The sequence below is a fragment of the Nocardiopsis sp. NRRL B-16309 genome, assembly GCF_001279585.1.
Taxonomy (GTDB): domain Bacteria; phylum Actinomycetota; class Actinomycetes; order Streptosporangiales; family Streptosporangiaceae; genus Nocardiopsis.
In genome coordinates this window covers 22,847-36,842 of the sequence record NZ_LGEC01000058.1, presented here as the reverse complement: position 1 = coordinate 36,842, position 13,996 = coordinate 22,847, and the positions used below count along the sequence as shown (strand labels likewise).

Genomic DNA, 13,996 nt, shown 5'->3' with positions numbered 1-13,996 from the left:
GCGGATTCGGGCGCCACGAGCGGCCCGTCCGCCCGCAGCACAGCAGCACTCGGGGGACCCTGTGCCACTCGGGGACAACAAGGGAGGCCACAGGCCGTGTCGGAGAACCAAGCGACGAGCACCGAACCCGCCATGCACGATTCCGGCTGGAAGCGTGTGATGCTCAAACTCTCCGGAGAGGCGTTCGCGGGCGGTGGCGGTCTGGGGATCGATCCCGAGGTCGTCCAGTACGTGGCCGAGTCCATCGCGGAGGCGGTCTCCGAGGGCATCCAGGTCGCCGTCGTCGTCGGCGGCGGCAACATGTTCCGCGGCGCCCAGCTCACCGAGGGCGGCATCGAGCGCGGCCGCGCCGACTACATGGGCATGCTCGGCACCGTCATCAACTGCCTCGCCCTCCAGGACTTCCTGGAGCGGCTCGGTGTGGACACCCGCGTGCAGACCGCGATCCACATGAGCCAGGTCGCCGAGGCCTACATCCCGCGCCGGGCCGTGCGTCACCTGGAGAAGGGCCGCGTGGTCATCTTCGGTGCCGGACTGGGCGCCCCGTTCTTCTCCACCGACACCACCGCCGCCCAGCGCGCGCTGGAGATCGGTGCGCAGGCCGTCCTCAAGGGCACGCAGGTCGACGGGGTCTACGACTCCGACCCGCAGCGCAACCCCGACGCCGTCAAGTTCGACAAGCTCAACTACAACGAGGTCCTCACCAAGAGCCTCAAGGTCATGGACGCCACCGCGGTCAGCCTGTGCATGGACAACGGGCTGCCCATCGTGGTGTTCGACCTGATGAGCCAGGGCAACATCCTGCGCGCGGTCCGCGGTGAGAAGATCGGCACCATCGTCGGGCCGATCACCGCCTGAGACGCCGCGACGACGTCAGCCAAGCCACGAACACCAGAGTCGAGTTCCGGGAGCGCCACCCATGATCGAAGAGACCCTCCTTGAGACCGAGGAGAAGATGGAGAAGGCCGTGACGGTCGCGAAGGAGGACTTCGCGACGATCCGCACGGGCCGTCCCACACCCGCGACCTTCAACAAGATCACCGTCGACTACTACGGTGCGCGTACGCCGATCAACCAGCTGGCCTCCTTCTCGGTTCCCGAACCGCGCATGGTCGTCATCTCGCCGTTCGACGTCAACTCCCGCACCGACATCATCAACGCGATCCGCAACAGCGACCTGGGCGTGAACCCGTCCGACGACGGCCAGGTCATCCGCGTGGTGTTCCCGGACCTGTCCGAGGAGCGCCGCAAGGAGTACGTCAAGGTCGCGCGGACCAAGGCCGAGGACAGCAAGGTCTCCATCCGCAACGTGCGCCGCCGTGCCAAGGACTCCTTCGAGAAGGGCGTCAAGGCGGGCGAGCTCGGCGAGGACGAGGCGCACCGCGCCCAGGTCGAACTGGACGAGCTGTCCCACAAGTACGTCGCCGCCATCGACGAGCTGTTGAAGCACAAGGAAGCGGAACTGCTCGAGGTTTAGTCGGTGACCACTTCTTCCAGCGGCTCCGGAGGCGATGACCACACGCCGGAGCACAGACCCCCGGGGCCGCCCGGCGGCTCCGACAGCGCCGACGGGCAGCGTTTCGTGCTGCACAAACCGGGAGGTGAGCCGGTGCGGACCGGTCGCAACCTCCCGGTGGCCATCGCCAGCGGGTGCGCCCTGGGCGCGCTCGTGTTCTTCTCGGTCTTCCCCTGGCCGCAGCTGTTCACGATCATCACCTCCCTGGCGGTCCTGATCGGCCTGCGCGAGGTGAACCGGGCGTTCGCGGGCAAGGGCATGACCCTGGCCGTGGTGCCGCTCGCCGTCGGGGGCGTGGCCATGCAGTCCTTCGCCTACTTCGGCGGTGCCGACTGGCTGGTGGGCGCGACCGCGCTCACCGCCATCGCCGTGCTGTCGTGGCGGCTGCGCGGCGGGGCCGACGGGTTCGTCTCCGACGCGTCGGCGAACCTGTTCACCCTGGTGTACCTGCCGTTCCTGCTGGGCACGTGGATGCTGCTCATCGCGCACCCCGACGACGGCCAGTACCGGCTGGTCACGTTCATCGTGGTGACGATCTCCAGCGACATCGGCGGGTACTTCGCCGGGATCCTGCTGGGCCGGCACAAGATGGCGCCGGTGATCAGCCCGAACAAGACCTGGGAGGGCTTCGGCGGCTCCGTGGTCGGCTGCAGCGTCGCCGGGGCGCTGTGCGTGGTGCTGATGCTCGACGGCCCGTGGTGGGTCGGCGTGGTCCTGGGATTCGCGGTCGTCCTGGGCGCGACGGTCGGGGACCTCATCGAGTCGATGTTCAAGCGCGACCTGGGCGTGAAGGACATGGGCCGGTTCATGCCGGGCCACGGCGGGCTGATGGACCGCCTGGACTCCCTGCTCATCGCCGGTCCCGTCGTGTGGATCGTGCTGAGCCTGCTGCTCTAGGGAGCGGCGGCGAACGGGGCGGACCGTCTGGTCCGCCCCGTTCGCCGTGCCGGAGGCGGATCGTGCCGGTGGTGTCCGCCGAGGGCGGCGGATCCGGGGCGAGGGGAGAAACGGGCCTGCGCCGGGGGTGCCGGTCGGGGGCGGTGGCCCCTCTCCTGCGCGGAGCGGCCCCGGCGCGGGCGGGTACGCTCGACGCGTGGATGAACCGCTGATCGAACGCATGCGCGCCTACGGCGAGACGATCTTCGCCGAGATGACGCAGCTGGCCGTGGAGACCGAGTCGGTGAACCTGGGGCAGGGCTTCCCCGACGCCGACGGGCCCCGGACCCTTCTGGAGGCCGCGACCCGCCACATCCTGGAGGGGGCGAACCAGTACCCGCCGGGCCCGGGGCGACCCGAGCTGCGCAGTGCCGTGAGCCGGTACCGGGCACGCCACTACGGCCTGGACCTGGACCCCGAGACCGAGGTGTACGTGACCGTCGGCGCGACCGCCGGGATCGCCGCGTCGCTGCTGGCGCTGGTCGAACCGGGGGACGAGGTTCTCGTCTTCGAGCCGATGTACGACTCCTACGCCGCGATGATCTCCCTCGCGGGCGGCGTGCGCCGGTCGGTGACGCTGCGCCCGGACCCGGTGTCGGGCCGGTTCACCTTCGACCCGGACGAGCTGCGAGCCGCGGTGGGCCCGCGCACCCGCATGGTCATCGTCAACACGCCGCACAACCCCACCGGCACCGTGTTCACCGCCGAGGAACTGGAGCAGGTCGCCCGGGTGTGCCGTGAGCACGACCTGATCGCCCTCACCGACGAGGTGTACGAGTTCCTCACCTTCGACGGCCGTCCGCACGTGCCGCTGGCCACCCTGCCGGGCATGCGCGAGCGCACGCTCTCGGTGTCGTCGGTGGGCAAGATGTTCGCCGTCACCGCGTGGAAGACCGGCTGGGTGATGGGCCCCGAACCGCTGGTGCGCGCGGTGCGGACGGTGAACCAGTTCCTGACGTTCTCGGCCAACGGCGCGCTCCAGCTGGCGATCGCCGACGCCATCGACCACGAGGGCGCCTGGATCGAGGAGCAGCGCACCGCCCTGCGGCGCAAGCGGGACCGGCTGACCGAGGGGCTGACGCGGACCGGCTTCGACGTCGGCGTGTGCGAGGGCACGTACTTCCTCATGGCCGACATCCGCCCGCTCGGGTACACCGACGGCGTGACCGTGGCCCGCGCCCTGCCCCGCGAGGCGGGCGTCGCGGCCGTTCCGGCCCAGGTGTTCTACGACCACCAGCGGGAGGGCGCCCACCTGCTGCGGTTCGCGTTCTGCAAACGGGACGAGGTGCTCGACGAGGCGGTGACCCGCCTCACCGGCTGGCACCGGCGCTCCGCCTGACCGACGGCCCGCCGCCGTTCGCGCCCGTCACGGGTGCGGACGGCGTGCGACGGCGTCAGGTGCGCGCGTCCGCCCGAGACAGCACGTCGGCGCACGCCGCGAGGACGTCGGCGGTGGTGATCGCCTCCAGGCCGGGATCGATCACCGGGGCGTGCGGGTCGCTCTCGGTGCCGTTCCACAGGCAGGAGTGGATCCGCCCGTCCACCCGAGGGCCCCACAACGCGGGGGGAACGGGCCCGAACAGGCGCACGGACGGTGTGCGGTAGGCCGTGGCCAGGTGCGCCACCCCGGTGTCGCCGCACACGACCAGTCCCGCCTCCGCGACCAGGCACGCCAGGTCGCGCACGCCGGTCCGGCCCGCCAGGACGCGGACCGGGGCGGGCGCGGCCGAGCGGGCCACGTGTTCGGCCAGGGGGCGCTCGTCGGGCGAGCCGGTGAGGACCACCCGCAGTCCGGTGGCGGAGAGGTGGCGCACGACCGCCGCGAACCGCTCGGCGGGCCACCGGCGCGACGCGGCCGAGGCGCCCGGGTGGACGACGGCGGTCCCGGCCCCGGCGTGGGGCGTCGACTCCCCGGTGCCGTCCGGGCGTGGCGACGGAATGTCGTCCGGGTGCGGCGGCGCAGTGCCGTTCGGGGACGGGTCGGGTGGCGGCGGCCACCACAGGTCGTCCGGGTCGGCCCGGACACCGTGGGCGCGCAGCAGGCCGCACCAGATCTCGGTGTCGTGGACCCGGCCCGGCCACGGCGGGCCGATCGCCCCGGGGCCGGCGTGCGCCCACAGGTGGCGGGGCGCGAGCGCCGCGAGCGCGGCGGTGCTCTGGGGTCCGCGGCCGTGCAGGTTCACCGCGATGTCGGGCGGACGCTCCCCGGCCCAGGGCGGTGTCCGCAGCGGCTCGGTGGGCCGGATCTCCCAGTCCAGCCCGGCCAGGTCCACCAGGTCCCGGTACCAGGCCGGTCCGGCCAGGATCCGCGGCCGGTCGGGGAAGGCGCGTTCCAGGGCTCGCAGGGCGGGCACGGCGGTGACGAAGTCGCCCAGTCCCAGGGCCCGCAACGCCACGACGGCGGTGCCCGCGTCCTCTCCAGCCCCGGGGGCGGAGGCGGGCACCGCGTCGTGCCTGGCCTCAGTGGTTGGGCGGTGCCGCGCTGACATCGGCCAGGGCGGAGTCGGAGTCGACCGCCATCGCCAGGTCGCCCATCGTCACGACACCGACGACCCGCTCGCCCTCCACGACGGGCAGTCGGCGCAGGGCGTCGCTGCGCATGACGTCCACGGCGTCCCGCAGGCTGCTCTGGGCGGGGACGGTAGCCACGTTGGAGCTGCAGACCGACCGGGCCGTCGCCGTGTCCGGGTCGATGCCCTCGGCCACGCACCGCAGCACGATGTCCCGGTCGGTCAGGACGCCCACCAGCGTGTCGCCCTCGGTCACGATCACGTCGCCCACGTCGGAGCCGCGCATGATCTCCGCCGCCTCGCGCAGCGAGGCGCTCGGCTCGACGGTGATCGGCGGGCTGGTCATCACGTCCGAGATGTTCCTCAGCATGGTCCGCCTCCCGGAGAAGTCCTCGGTTCCTCACCCGTCCCCTAGCCGGATCGGACCCGCCCAAACATCGCCGCGTGCGGCGGCGCGTTCGCGGGTTCCCGTGCCGTCGGCACAGGTCAGCCGATGTTTGAGAGTCGCTTCTCCTGGTAGTCGAGTGGGTGCAGCGCAGAGTCAACGCAGCGACGGGAGGAGCCGGCCCATGAGAGTCCTGGGGGTGAACGCCGTCTTCCACGATCCGGCCGCCGCGATCGTCGTCGACGGCAGGACCGTGGCCGCGGCCGAGGAGGAGAGGTTCTCCCGCCGCAAGCACGGCAAGGAACCCGTGGCCTTCTCCGCCTGGGAGCTGCCCGTCGAGTCCATGCGCTGGTGCCTGGACCAGGCGGGACTGCGCCCGGAGGACCTGGACGCGGTCACCTACTCCTACGACCCCGCCCTGGCCGATCCGCACGGCCCCGGGCAGGAGGGCGACTGGGAGATCCTGCGCCTGCTCTTCGTCGAGCGCGCCCCGTCCTTCCTGGCCTCGGCCCTGCCCGGGCTGGACCCGGCCAAGGTCGCCTACGTCCCGCACCACGTCGCGCACGCGGCCTCGGCGGGGCTCGCCGCCCCGGATCCGGGCCGCGACCTCGCGGTGTTCGTGGCCGACGGCCGGGGCGAGGCGGCCTCCCACCTGGCGGGCGCCTACACCGACGGCCGCCTGGAGGTGCTCGCGCGCCAGCCGCTGCCCGAGTCCCTGGGCCTGACCTACGAGGAACTCACCGCGCACCTGGGCTTTCGCCGCTCCAGCGACGAGTACAAGGTCATGGCGCTCGCCTCCTACGGCAAGCCGACCATGGTCGAGGACCTGCGCCGCTGGATCGGCTACGAGGGCGACGGGCTGGTCCGGGCCTCCGGGGTGGACTGGGAGGCGCTGGTCCCGCGGTGCCGCCCCGGCGAGGAACCCGGGGCCGAGCACGCCGACCTGGCCGCGAGCGTGCAGGCCCTGCTGGAGGAGACCCTCCTGGACATCATGGCGTGGCTGCACGGGCGGACGGGGTACCGGCGCCTGGCGATGGCGGGCGGGGTGGCGCTCAACTGCGTGGCCAACAGCCGCATCGCCCGGGACGGCCCCTTCGAGGACGTGTGGGTGCAGCCCGCCGCGGGCGACGCCGGCACCGCCCTGGGCGGAGCGCTGCACGCCGCCTCGATCGCGGGGGACGTGATCGAGCCGATGCCCGGCGCCGACCTTGGCCGCTCCTGGGACGAGGACGAGTTGGCGCGGCTGCTGGAGGAGGCCGACGTCGAGGCCGAACGCCCCGACGACGTGGCCGAGGCCGTCGCCCGCGCCCTGCACGAGGACGCCCTCGTGGCCTGGTTCCAGGGCCGTTCGGAGTACGGACCGCGCGCGCTGGGACACCGGTCGCTGCTGGCCAACCCCTCGCGCGCCGAGAACCTGGACCGGCTCAACGCGGTCAAGGGGCGCGAGCGCTTCCGTCCGGTGGCGCCGATGGTCGCCGCCGACCGGGCACCGGAGATCTTCTCCGGGGGCCCGCTTCCCAGCCCCTACATGCTCTTCGTGCACAGTGTCGACCCGGACTGGCGGGACCGGGTCCCCGCCGTGGTGCACGTGGACTCCACGGCGCGCGTGCAGACCGTCGACCCCGGGGACGACCCGCTCACCGCGCGCGTGCTCGACCGCTTCGAGGAGCTGAGCGGCCTGCCCGTGCTGGTCAACACCAGCCTGAACACGGCCGGGCGCCCCATGGTCGACTCGCCGCGCGACGCGCTGGAGTGCTTCGGCTCCGCGCCGGTGGACGTCCTCGCGCTCGGCCCGTTCCTCGTGCGCCGTCGCGGCGGGGAGGCGGTTCGATGAGCCGCCCGGAGTACGCGGTCGTGGTCCCCACAGTGGGGCGGGACAGCCTGCACCGGGCCCTGGCACCGCTGCTGGAGGCCCCGCGGGCCTGGGCGCCCGCCGAGATCGTGGTCGTCGACGACCGGCCGGGGCCCGCGAACGCGCTCCCGCGGATCGGCGGCCATCCCCGCGTGCGGGTCCTGCGCGGCGGCGGGCACGGTCCCGCCGCCGCCCGCCAGGCGGGATGGCACTCCTGCCGGGCCGAGTGGATCGCCTTCCTGGACGACGACGTCCACCCGCCCGCGGACTGGCCGGAGCGACTGTGCTCGGACCTGGCGGCCGCGGACGAGGCCACCGGCGGCGTCCAGGGCCGGATCACCGTCCCCCGGCCGGAGGGCCGGCGGCCCACCGACGGGGAGCGCGCCACCCTCGGGTTGGAGGGCGCGCCGTGGATCACGGCCGACATGGCCTACCGCCGCGGCGCCCTGGAGGCCGTCGGCGGTTTCGACACCCGCTTCCCCCGTGCCTACCGCGAGGACACCGACCTGGCCCTGCGCGTCCTGGACGCCGGCTTCTCCCTGCGGCTCGGCGAGCGCGAATGCGAGCACCCGCTGCGTCCCGGGCGCCGCTGGGGCAGCCTGGCGGCGCAGCGCGGCAACGCCGACGACACGCTCATGGACGCCGTGCACGGCCGCGGCTGGCGGGTCCGGGTCGGGGAGGAGCCCGGCGGGCTGCGCGGCCACGTCCTCACCACCGGCCTCCTGGCGGGGGCCGCCGCGGCGGTGCTCGCGCGCAGGCCCCTGCCAGCCGGGGTCCTGGGCGCCGGGTGGCTGGCCCGCACGGCGGGCTTCGCCCTGCGCCGCGCCACCGCCGGACCGGCCGATCCGGCCGAGGTCGTCGACATGGTGGTGACCAGCGTGCTCATCCCGCCACTGGCCTGCGGCCACCGGATTGCCGGTGCGCTCCGCCACGCCGGGGCGCGGCGCGCGCCCGGTGTCCGCGCGGTCCTGTTCGACCGGGACGGCACCCTGATCGAGGACGTGCCCTACAACGGCGACCCCGACAAGGTCCGGCCGACCCCCGGAGCCGCGGACGCGGTCGCCCTGGCACGCCGGGCCGGGCTCGCGGTGGGCGTGGTCAGCAACCAGTCGGGGATCGCCCGCGGTCTGCTGGCCCCGGACCAGGTCGACGCGGTCAACCGGCGCGTCGACGAACTCCTGGGGCCCTTCGACGTCTGGCGCGTGTGCCCGCACGGCGAGCAGGACGGCTGCGCGTGCCGCAAGCCGCGCCCCGGCATGGTCGAGTCCGCCGCCGCGGAACTGGGCGTGGCGGCCGCCGAGTGCGCCGTCGTCGGCGACATCGGCTCCGACATGGCGGCCGCCCGCGCCGCCGGGGCCCGGGGCGTGCTCGTGCCCACCCGCCTCACCCGGGAGGAGGAGCGGCGGGCGAGCCCGGAGACGGAACCGGACCCGGCCTCGGCCGTCCTCCGCCTGGTGAGGGGGTCTGCGCCGTGACCGCCTCCACTCCGAACGGTGGGACCGTGCTCGTGGCGCGGATGGACAGCATGGGGGACGTGCTCCTGGCCGGACCCGCCGTCCGTGCCGTCGCCCACGGCGCCGAACGCGTGGTGCTCCTGGCGGGCCCGCGCGGTGCCGACGCCGCCGCGCTGCTGCCGGGCGTCGACCGGGTCGTGACCTGGTGCGCCCCGTGGATCGACCCCGCGCCCCCGCCCGTGGAGCGCGGCGACGTCGACCGCCTGGTCCGTGTCCTGGCCGGCGTCGGGGCCGACCGGGCCGTCGTCCTCACGTCCTTCCACCAGTCGCCGCTGCCGCTCGCCCTGCTCCTGCGCATGGCCGGGGTGCCGTGGATCGGGGCGGTGAGCGACGACTACCCCGGCAGCCTGCTCGACCTGCGCCACCGCGTGGCCACCGCGGTCCCCGAGCACGAGCGCGCGCTCTCCCTGGCCGCCGCGGCCGGCTACCCGCGGCCGCCCGGCGACCGCGGCCTCCCCGCCGTGCGGCGGCCCCTGCCGGACACCCGCCACCTGACCGGCCCGGACGGCTACGTCGCCGTCCACGTCGGCGCCGACGCCCCCGCCCGCGAGATCCCCGAACTCCTGGCCACGGACACCGTCGCGGCCCTGACCGCGCGCGGCGACCGCGTGGTCGTGACCGGCGCCGCGCACGAGGAGGCCCGGGCCAAGGCGGTGGCGGCCGGCACCGGCACCAGCGTCGCCGGACGGACCTCCACGGCCGAACTGGCCGACGTCCTCGACCGGGCCCGGGTCCTCGTCTCGGGCAACACCGGACCCGCCCACCTTGCCGCCGCCGTCGGCACGCCCGTCGTCTCCCTCTTCTCACCCGTCGTGCCCGCCTCCGCCTGGGCGCCCCAGGGCGTACGCGTTCGCGTACTGGGCGACCAGGAGGCCCCCTGCGCGGGCTCGCGCGCCCGGGTCTGCCCCGTGCCCGGCCACCCCTGCCTGACTTCCGTCACGACCGACGACGTCCTGGCAGCCGTCGACGCGCTGCTGGACGAGGAGGAGCGATGACCGTCGAGGCACGACCCGCAGACAGCGCCATCGGTACCGGGGGCGTACGGACGCCCGAACGGGTCCTGCGCATCCTGATCTGGCACGTCCACGGCTCCTGGACCACGGCCTTCGTCCAGTCCGGCCACACCTGCGTCCTGCCGGTCGACGAGGAGCGGGGACCGGACGGGCGCGGGCGCGCCCGCACCTGGGACTGGCCGCCGAACGCCGTGGAGGTCCCGGTGGAGCGGCTGGGGCAGAGCCGGCCGGACCTGGTGGTGCTGCAGCGCCCCCGCGAACTGGAGCTGGCGGCGGGCGTCCTGGGCCGCGCGCTGGGGCGCGACGTGCCCGCGGTGTACGTGGAGCACAACACGCCCCGGGGCGAGGTCCCCGGCACCCGCCATCCGCTGGCCGATCGCGACGACATTCCCGTCGTCCACGTCACCCACTTCAACGCTCTCTTCTGGGACTGCGGCCGTGCGCCGACGCGGGTCATCGAACACGGGGTCCCCGATCCGGGCCACCTCTACAGCGGTGAGGTCCCGCGCGTGGGCGCCGTCCTGAACGAACCCCTGCGCCGGTGGCGGGTCACGGGCACCGACCTCCTACCGGAACTCGCGGAGCACGTGCCCCTCGACCTCTTCGGCATGGCGGTCCGACGGGTGCCGGACCACCTCGGGCTCGACCCGTCCCGCCTGCGCGCCCACGAGGACCCGCCGCAGGCCGCCATGCACCGGCTGCTGGCCCGCCGCCGCGCCTACGTCCACCCCCTGCGGTGGACCTCGCTGGGGCTGTCGCTCATCGAGGCGATGATGCTGGGCCTGCCCGTCGCGGCGCTCGGCGCCACGGAGGCCTACGAGGCCGTGCCGCCGCAGGCGGGGGTGGTCTCGACCGATACCCGGGTCCTGGCCGAGGCGCTCAGGGCCTACCTGGACGACCCCGGCCTGGCCCTGCGTACCGGCGCCGCCGCCAGGCGGGCGGCACTGCGCAGGTACGGGGTCGGGAGGTTCCTCGACGAGTGGGAGCGGGTGCTACAGGAGGTGACGTCATGAGGATCGCCATGGTGTCCGAGCACGCCAGTCCGCTGGCGGCCATCACGGGTGAGGACGCGGGCGGACAGAACGTCCACGTCGCGGAACTGTCGTCGGCGCTCGCCGCCCTCGGACACGAGGTCGACGTGTACACGCGCCGCACCGACCCCGACCGGCCCGACGCCGTCTCGATGTGCCCCGGCGTGCGCGTGGTCCACGTCCCCGCCGGTCCGGCCGCGCCCATACCCAAGGACGACCTGCCGCGCCACATGCCGGAGTTCGGGCGCCGGCTCCGTGCGGCCTGGGCGTCCGGCCGGCCCGACGTCGTGCACGCGCACTTCTGGATGAGCGGTCTGGCGTCGCTGAACGCGGCGGCCCCGCTGGAGCTGCCGGTCCTGCAGACCTTCCACGCGCTCGGAACCGTCAAGCAGCGCTTCCAGGGCGTGGCCGACACCAGCCCCGCCGAACGCGTGCGGGTCGAGCGTGCGGTGGCCGCCGGGTGCGCGAGGGTCGTGGCCACCTCCACGGAGGAGCGGCGCGAGCTCGCCTCCTGGGGGATCCCGTTCGAGCGCGTGGACGTGGTGCCGTGCGGGGTCGACACCGGGCGGTTCCGGCCCGACGGCCCGAGCCTGCCGAGGGACGACCGTCCGCGCCTGCTCAGCCTGGGCCGGATCGTTCGGCGCAAGGGCGTCGACACGGTGATCCGGGCGCTGGCGAAGCTGCCCGACGCCGAGCTGGTGGTCGCCGGGGGGCCGGACCCGCGTGATCTGGACTCGGACCCGGAGATCATCCGGCTCCGGTCGGTGGCCGACGGTTCGGGCGTGGCGGACCGTGTGCGCTTCCTGGGCTGCGTGGCCCGGCCGGACGTGCCCGGCCTGGTGCGGTCGACCGACGTCGCGGTCAACGTCCCCTGGTACGAGCCCTTCGGCATGTCCACGGTGGAGTCGATGGCCTGCGGCGTGCCGGTGGTCGCCTCACGCGTGGGCGGTCACGTGGACACGGTCCTGCACCGCACCACGGGGCTGCTCGTGCCGCCCCGTTCCCCCGACCGCCTGGCGCGGTCCGTGGGGGAACTGCTCGCCGACGGTGCCACGCGGCGGGCGTTCGGCGCCGCCGCGGCCGCCCGGGTCCGCGAACGGTACTCCTGGGCGGAGGTCGCCCGGCGCACCGAGCAGTGCTATCTCAACGTGGTCGCCGAGACGCGCCACCCGGTGCCGCGCGCCCGGGCCGCGCACGGCGAACCCGTCGGAACCCGCGGAGGGGAGGTCTGATGCACACGCACCTGAGGCGGTTGCACGCCGCCCTGGACGAGACGGACACAGCCCTGGTCGAGGCGTGGGGGCGCCGCGCGGCCCGTGCCCTGTCATCGGGTCACCGGCTCTTCGCCTGCGGCAACGGGGGCAGCGCGGCCGAGGCGCAGCACCTGACGGCGGAACTGACCGGGCGCTTCGAGACCGAACGGCTCCCGCTGTCGGCCGTCGCGCTGCACGCCGACACCTCCAGCCTCACCGCCATCGCCAACGACTACGGCTACCGGCAGGTCTACGCCCGCCAGCTGCGCGCCCACGGGCGCCCCGGCGACCTGCTCGTGTGCCTGTCCACCAGCGGGTCGAGCGAGAACGTGGTCGCCGCCGCCAAGGCCGCGCACGAACTCGGCGTCACCTGCTGGGCGATGACGGGCCAGGGGCCCAGCGCCCTGGAGGCCCTGAGCGACGGGACCGTCGCGGTGCCGGCACCGAGCGTCTCGACCGTGCAGGAGGTGCACCTCGCGCTGGTGCACGTGTTCTGCGCCGCGGTCGACGAGGAGCTCGGCGCGCGCGGCGCGACCGCCACCGCCCCGCGCCAGAGGACCGGGCCGTGAGCGCGGCACGGGGACCCGTGGTCGTGGTCGGGGACGCCCTGCTCGACGTCGACCTGCGCGGTACCTCGCACCGGAACTGCCCCGACGCCCCGGCGCCCGTCGTGGAGGAGGCGGTCTCCTGGCACCGGCCGGGTGGTGCGGCGCTGGCCGCCCTGTGCGCACACGGGGCCACCGACCGGGAGGTCCTCCTGGTGACCGGCCTGGGCCGCGACGACGCGGCCACGGCCCTGGCCGAGGCCCTGGGACCGGACATCACCCTGGTGGGCCTGCCCCTGATGCGGCGCACACCGACCAAGACCCGGATCCAGGCCGACGGGCGCACGATCGCCCGCCTGGACACCCCGTGCGGCTGCACGGAGGAGCACACGGCGGCGGCCGCGTCGGCCGTGGCCGACGCGCTGCGCGGCGCCTCGGCCGTGCTGGTGTCGGACTACGGCCACATCCTGACCCGGCAGCGGCCCGTGCGCACGGCGCTGCGGGACGCCGCGGCACGGGTCCCGGTCGTGTGGGACCCGCACCCGCGCGGCCTGGGCCCCGTACCGGGCACCCGCCTGACCACGCCGAACGCGGCCGAGGCCGGGATCGCGGCACAGGACGGGACCGCCGCCCCGTGCCGGGCCGCCGAACTCGCCCGCGCGTGGAGCGCCGACTCCGTGGCCGTCACGCTCGGCGAGCACGGGGCCGCCTGGTCCGACGGCCGCGACGGGACGGTCCTGGTCTCCGGCGAGCGCGTGGACCGGCCGGCCGACGTCTGCGGCGCGGGGGACGGCTTCGCCGCCGCCTGTGCGGTGGCGCTCTCCGAGGGCGCCGACACCGTGACGGCCGTGCGCGAGGGCGTGCGGGCGGCGTCGGCCTTCGTGGCCCAGGGGGGAGCGGCGGCCCGCTCCGCCCGGTCGCCGGAGGCCCCGGACCCGCCGGTGACCTCGTTCACGCCCACCGCGTTCGGCGCCGTCCCGCGCGCGGGACGCGGCGGCCGGCGCGTGGTGGCGACCGGCGGCTGCTTCGACGTCCTGCACGCCGGACACGTCGACCTGCTGAGGAGGGCCCGCGCGCTCGGCGACCGCCTCGTGGTCCTGCTCAACAGCGACTCCTCGGTCCGCGCGCTCAAAGGGCCGGACCGGCCGATCGTCGGTGAGCGCGACCGCGCGCGCGTGCTGTCCGAACTCGCCTGCGTGGACGAGGTGCGGGTGTTCACGGAGCCCACACCGGTCGCCGCGCTGGGCGGACTGCGGCCCGACGTGTGGGTCAAGGGCGGCGACTACGACGTGGAGCGGCTGCCGGAGACTCCTGTGGTCCGAGCACACGGCGGCCGGGTGGTCACCCTGCCCCTGGTGCCCGGGCGTTCCACGACCGCACTGCTGACCCGCGTCCGGGCCCGTGACTCCGGCGGCCTGGCCGCGAGCTGACCACGACCACC

13 protein-coding genes are annotated in these 13,996 nt (G+C 74.8%); 11 read left to right on the top strand and 2 right to left on the bottom strand.

Annotation, left to right across the window (positions count from 1 at the left end; genetic code table 11):
* Nucleotides 1-132 precede the first annotated feature (132 nt).
* From pyrH to ADL05_RS06860, 4 genes are all read left to right on the top strand, one after another.
* Nucleotides 133-858 (top strand): UMP kinase, encoded by a 726-nt coding sequence (pyrH, locus tag ADL05_RS06875; protein WP_053616183.1) that lies wholly within the window; start codon nucleotides 133-135, stop codon nucleotides 856-858.
* 61 nt (nucleotides 859-919) lie between these two features.
* A complete protein-coding gene (frr, locus tag ADL05_RS06870) occupies nucleotides 920-1,477 on the top strand; it encodes a ribosome recycling factor (protein WP_053616021.1) in 558 nt (185 codons plus the stop codon).
* Nucleotides 1,478-1,480: 3 nt separating this feature from the next.
* Nucleotides 1,481-2,413: a phosphatidate cytidylyltransferase gene (locus ADL05_RS06865; RefSeq protein WP_053616020.1), complete on the top strand. Its 933-nt coding sequence runs from the start codon at nucleotides 1,481-1,483 to the stop codon at nucleotides 2,411-2,413.
* Nucleotides 2,414-2,609: 196 nt separating this feature from the next.
* Nucleotides 2,610-3,791: a pyridoxal phosphate-dependent aminotransferase gene (locus tag ADL05_RS06860; protein ID WP_053616019.1), complete on the top strand. Its 1,182-nt coding sequence runs from the start codon at nucleotides 2,610-2,612 to the stop codon at nucleotides 3,789-3,791.
* Between the two features lie 55 nt (nucleotides 3,792-3,846).
* Here the strand turns inward: ADL05_RS06860 and ADL05_RS06855 are convergent, their stop codons facing one another.
* Both ADL05_RS06855 and ADL05_RS06850 read right to left on the bottom strand, forming a co-directional pair.
* The gene (locus tag ADL05_RS06855; protein ID WP_231640639.1) at nucleotides 3,847-4,896 is read right to left on the bottom strand and encodes a glycosyltransferase family 9 protein; all 1,050 of its coding nucleotides are present in this window, start codon (nucleotides 4,894-4,896) and stop codon (nucleotides 3,847-3,849) included.
* A gap of 16 nt (nucleotides 4,897-4,912) precedes the next feature.
* Nucleotides 4,913-5,332 (bottom strand): CBS domain-containing protein, encoded by a 420-nt coding sequence (locus tag ADL05_RS06850; RefSeq protein ID WP_053616018.1) that lies wholly within the window; start codon nucleotides 5,330-5,332, stop codon nucleotides 4,913-4,915.
* A gap of 199 nt (nucleotides 5,333-5,531) precedes the next feature.
* On the opposite strand from ADL05_RS06850, the gene ADL05_RS06845 reads away from it, so the two are divergent.
* From ADL05_RS06845 to ADL05_RS06815, 7 genes are read left to right on the top strand one after another with little or no spacing between them, the layout of a single operon-like run.
* Nucleotides 5,532-7,181 carry a carbamoyltransferase C-terminal domain-containing protein gene (locus tag ADL05_RS06845; protein ID WP_053616017.1) on the top strand — a complete coding sequence of 550 codons (1,650 nt, stop codon included), beginning with the start codon at nucleotides 5,532-5,534 and terminating at the stop codon, nucleotides 7,179-7,181.
* The gene (locus ADL05_RS06840) at nucleotides 7,178-8,674 is read left to right on the top strand and encodes an HAD-IIIA family hydrolase (RefSeq protein ID WP_053616016.1); all 1,497 of its coding nucleotides are present in this window, start codon (nucleotides 7,178-7,180) and stop codon (nucleotides 8,672-8,674) included. The genes ADL05_RS06845 and ADL05_RS06840 overlap by 4 nt, the downstream gene beginning before the upstream one ends.
* Before the next feature lie 41 nt (nucleotides 8,675-8,715).
* Nucleotides 8,716-9,708: a glycosyltransferase family 9 protein gene (locus ADL05_RS06835; RefSeq protein ID WP_053616181.1), complete on the top strand. Its 993-nt coding sequence runs from the start codon at nucleotides 8,716-8,718 to the stop codon at nucleotides 9,706-9,708.
* On the top strand, nucleotides 9,705-10,739 hold the full coding sequence (locus ADL05_RS06830) for a glycosyltransferase (RefSeq protein WP_053616015.1): 1,035 nt from the start codon (nucleotides 9,705-9,707) through the stop codon (nucleotides 10,737-10,739). The genes ADL05_RS06835 and ADL05_RS06830 overlap by 4 nt, the downstream gene beginning before the upstream one ends.
* A complete protein-coding gene (locus ADL05_RS06825) occupies nucleotides 10,736-11,989 on the top strand; it encodes a glycosyltransferase (protein WP_053616014.1) in 1,254 nt (417 codons plus the stop codon). The genes ADL05_RS06830 and ADL05_RS06825 overlap by 4 nt, the downstream gene beginning before the upstream one ends.
* Nucleotides 11,989-12,579 carry an SIS domain-containing protein gene (locus ADL05_RS06820; protein ID WP_053616013.1) on the top strand — a complete coding sequence of 197 codons (591 nt, stop codon included), beginning with the start codon at nucleotides 11,989-11,991 and terminating at the stop codon, nucleotides 12,577-12,579. The genes ADL05_RS06825 and ADL05_RS06820 overlap by 1 nt, the downstream gene beginning before the upstream one ends.
* A complete protein-coding gene (locus tag ADL05_RS06815) occupies nucleotides 12,576-13,985 on the top strand; it encodes a PfkB family carbohydrate kinase (protein ID WP_053616012.1) in 1,410 nt (469 codons plus the stop codon). Before ADL05_RS06820 ends, ADL05_RS06815 begins: the two co-directional genes overlap by 4 nt.
* Nucleotides 13,986-13,996: the final 11 nt, after the last annotated feature.

Coding starts and splice junctions, on each gene's coding strand:
- pyrH (WP_053616183.1), top strand. CDS start 133: ATGCACGATTCCGGCTGGAAGCGTGTGATGCTCAAACTCTCCGGAGAG.
- ADL05_RS06845 (WP_053616017.1), top strand. CDS start 5,532: ATGAGAGTCCTGGGGGTGAACGCCGTCTTCCACGATCCGGCCGCCGCG.
- ADL05_RS06850 (WP_053616018.1), bottom strand. CDS start 5,332: ATGCTGAGGAACATCTCGGACGTGATGACCAGCCCGCCGATCACCGTC.
- ADL05_RS06820 (WP_053616013.1), top strand. CDS start 11,989: ATGCACACGCACCTGAGGCGGTTGCACGCCGCCCTGGACGAGACGGAC.
- ADL05_RS06840 (WP_053616016.1), top strand. CDS start 7,178: ATGAGCCGCCCGGAGTACGCGGTCGTGGTCCCCACAGTGGGGCGGGAC.
- frr (WP_053616021.1), top strand. CDS start 920: ATGATCGAAGAGACCCTCCTTGAGACCGAGGAGAAGATGGAGAAGGCC.
- ADL05_RS06830 (WP_053616015.1), top strand. CDS start 9,705: ATGACCGTCGAGGCACGACCCGCAGACAGCGCCATCGGTACCGGGGGC.
- ADL05_RS06825 (WP_053616014.1), top strand. CDS start 10,736: ATGAGGATCGCCATGGTGTCCGAGCACGCCAGTCCGCTGGCGGCCATC.
- ADL05_RS06835 (WP_053616181.1), top strand. CDS start 8,716: ATGGACAGCATGGGGGACGTGCTCCTGGCCGGACCCGCCGTCCGTGCC.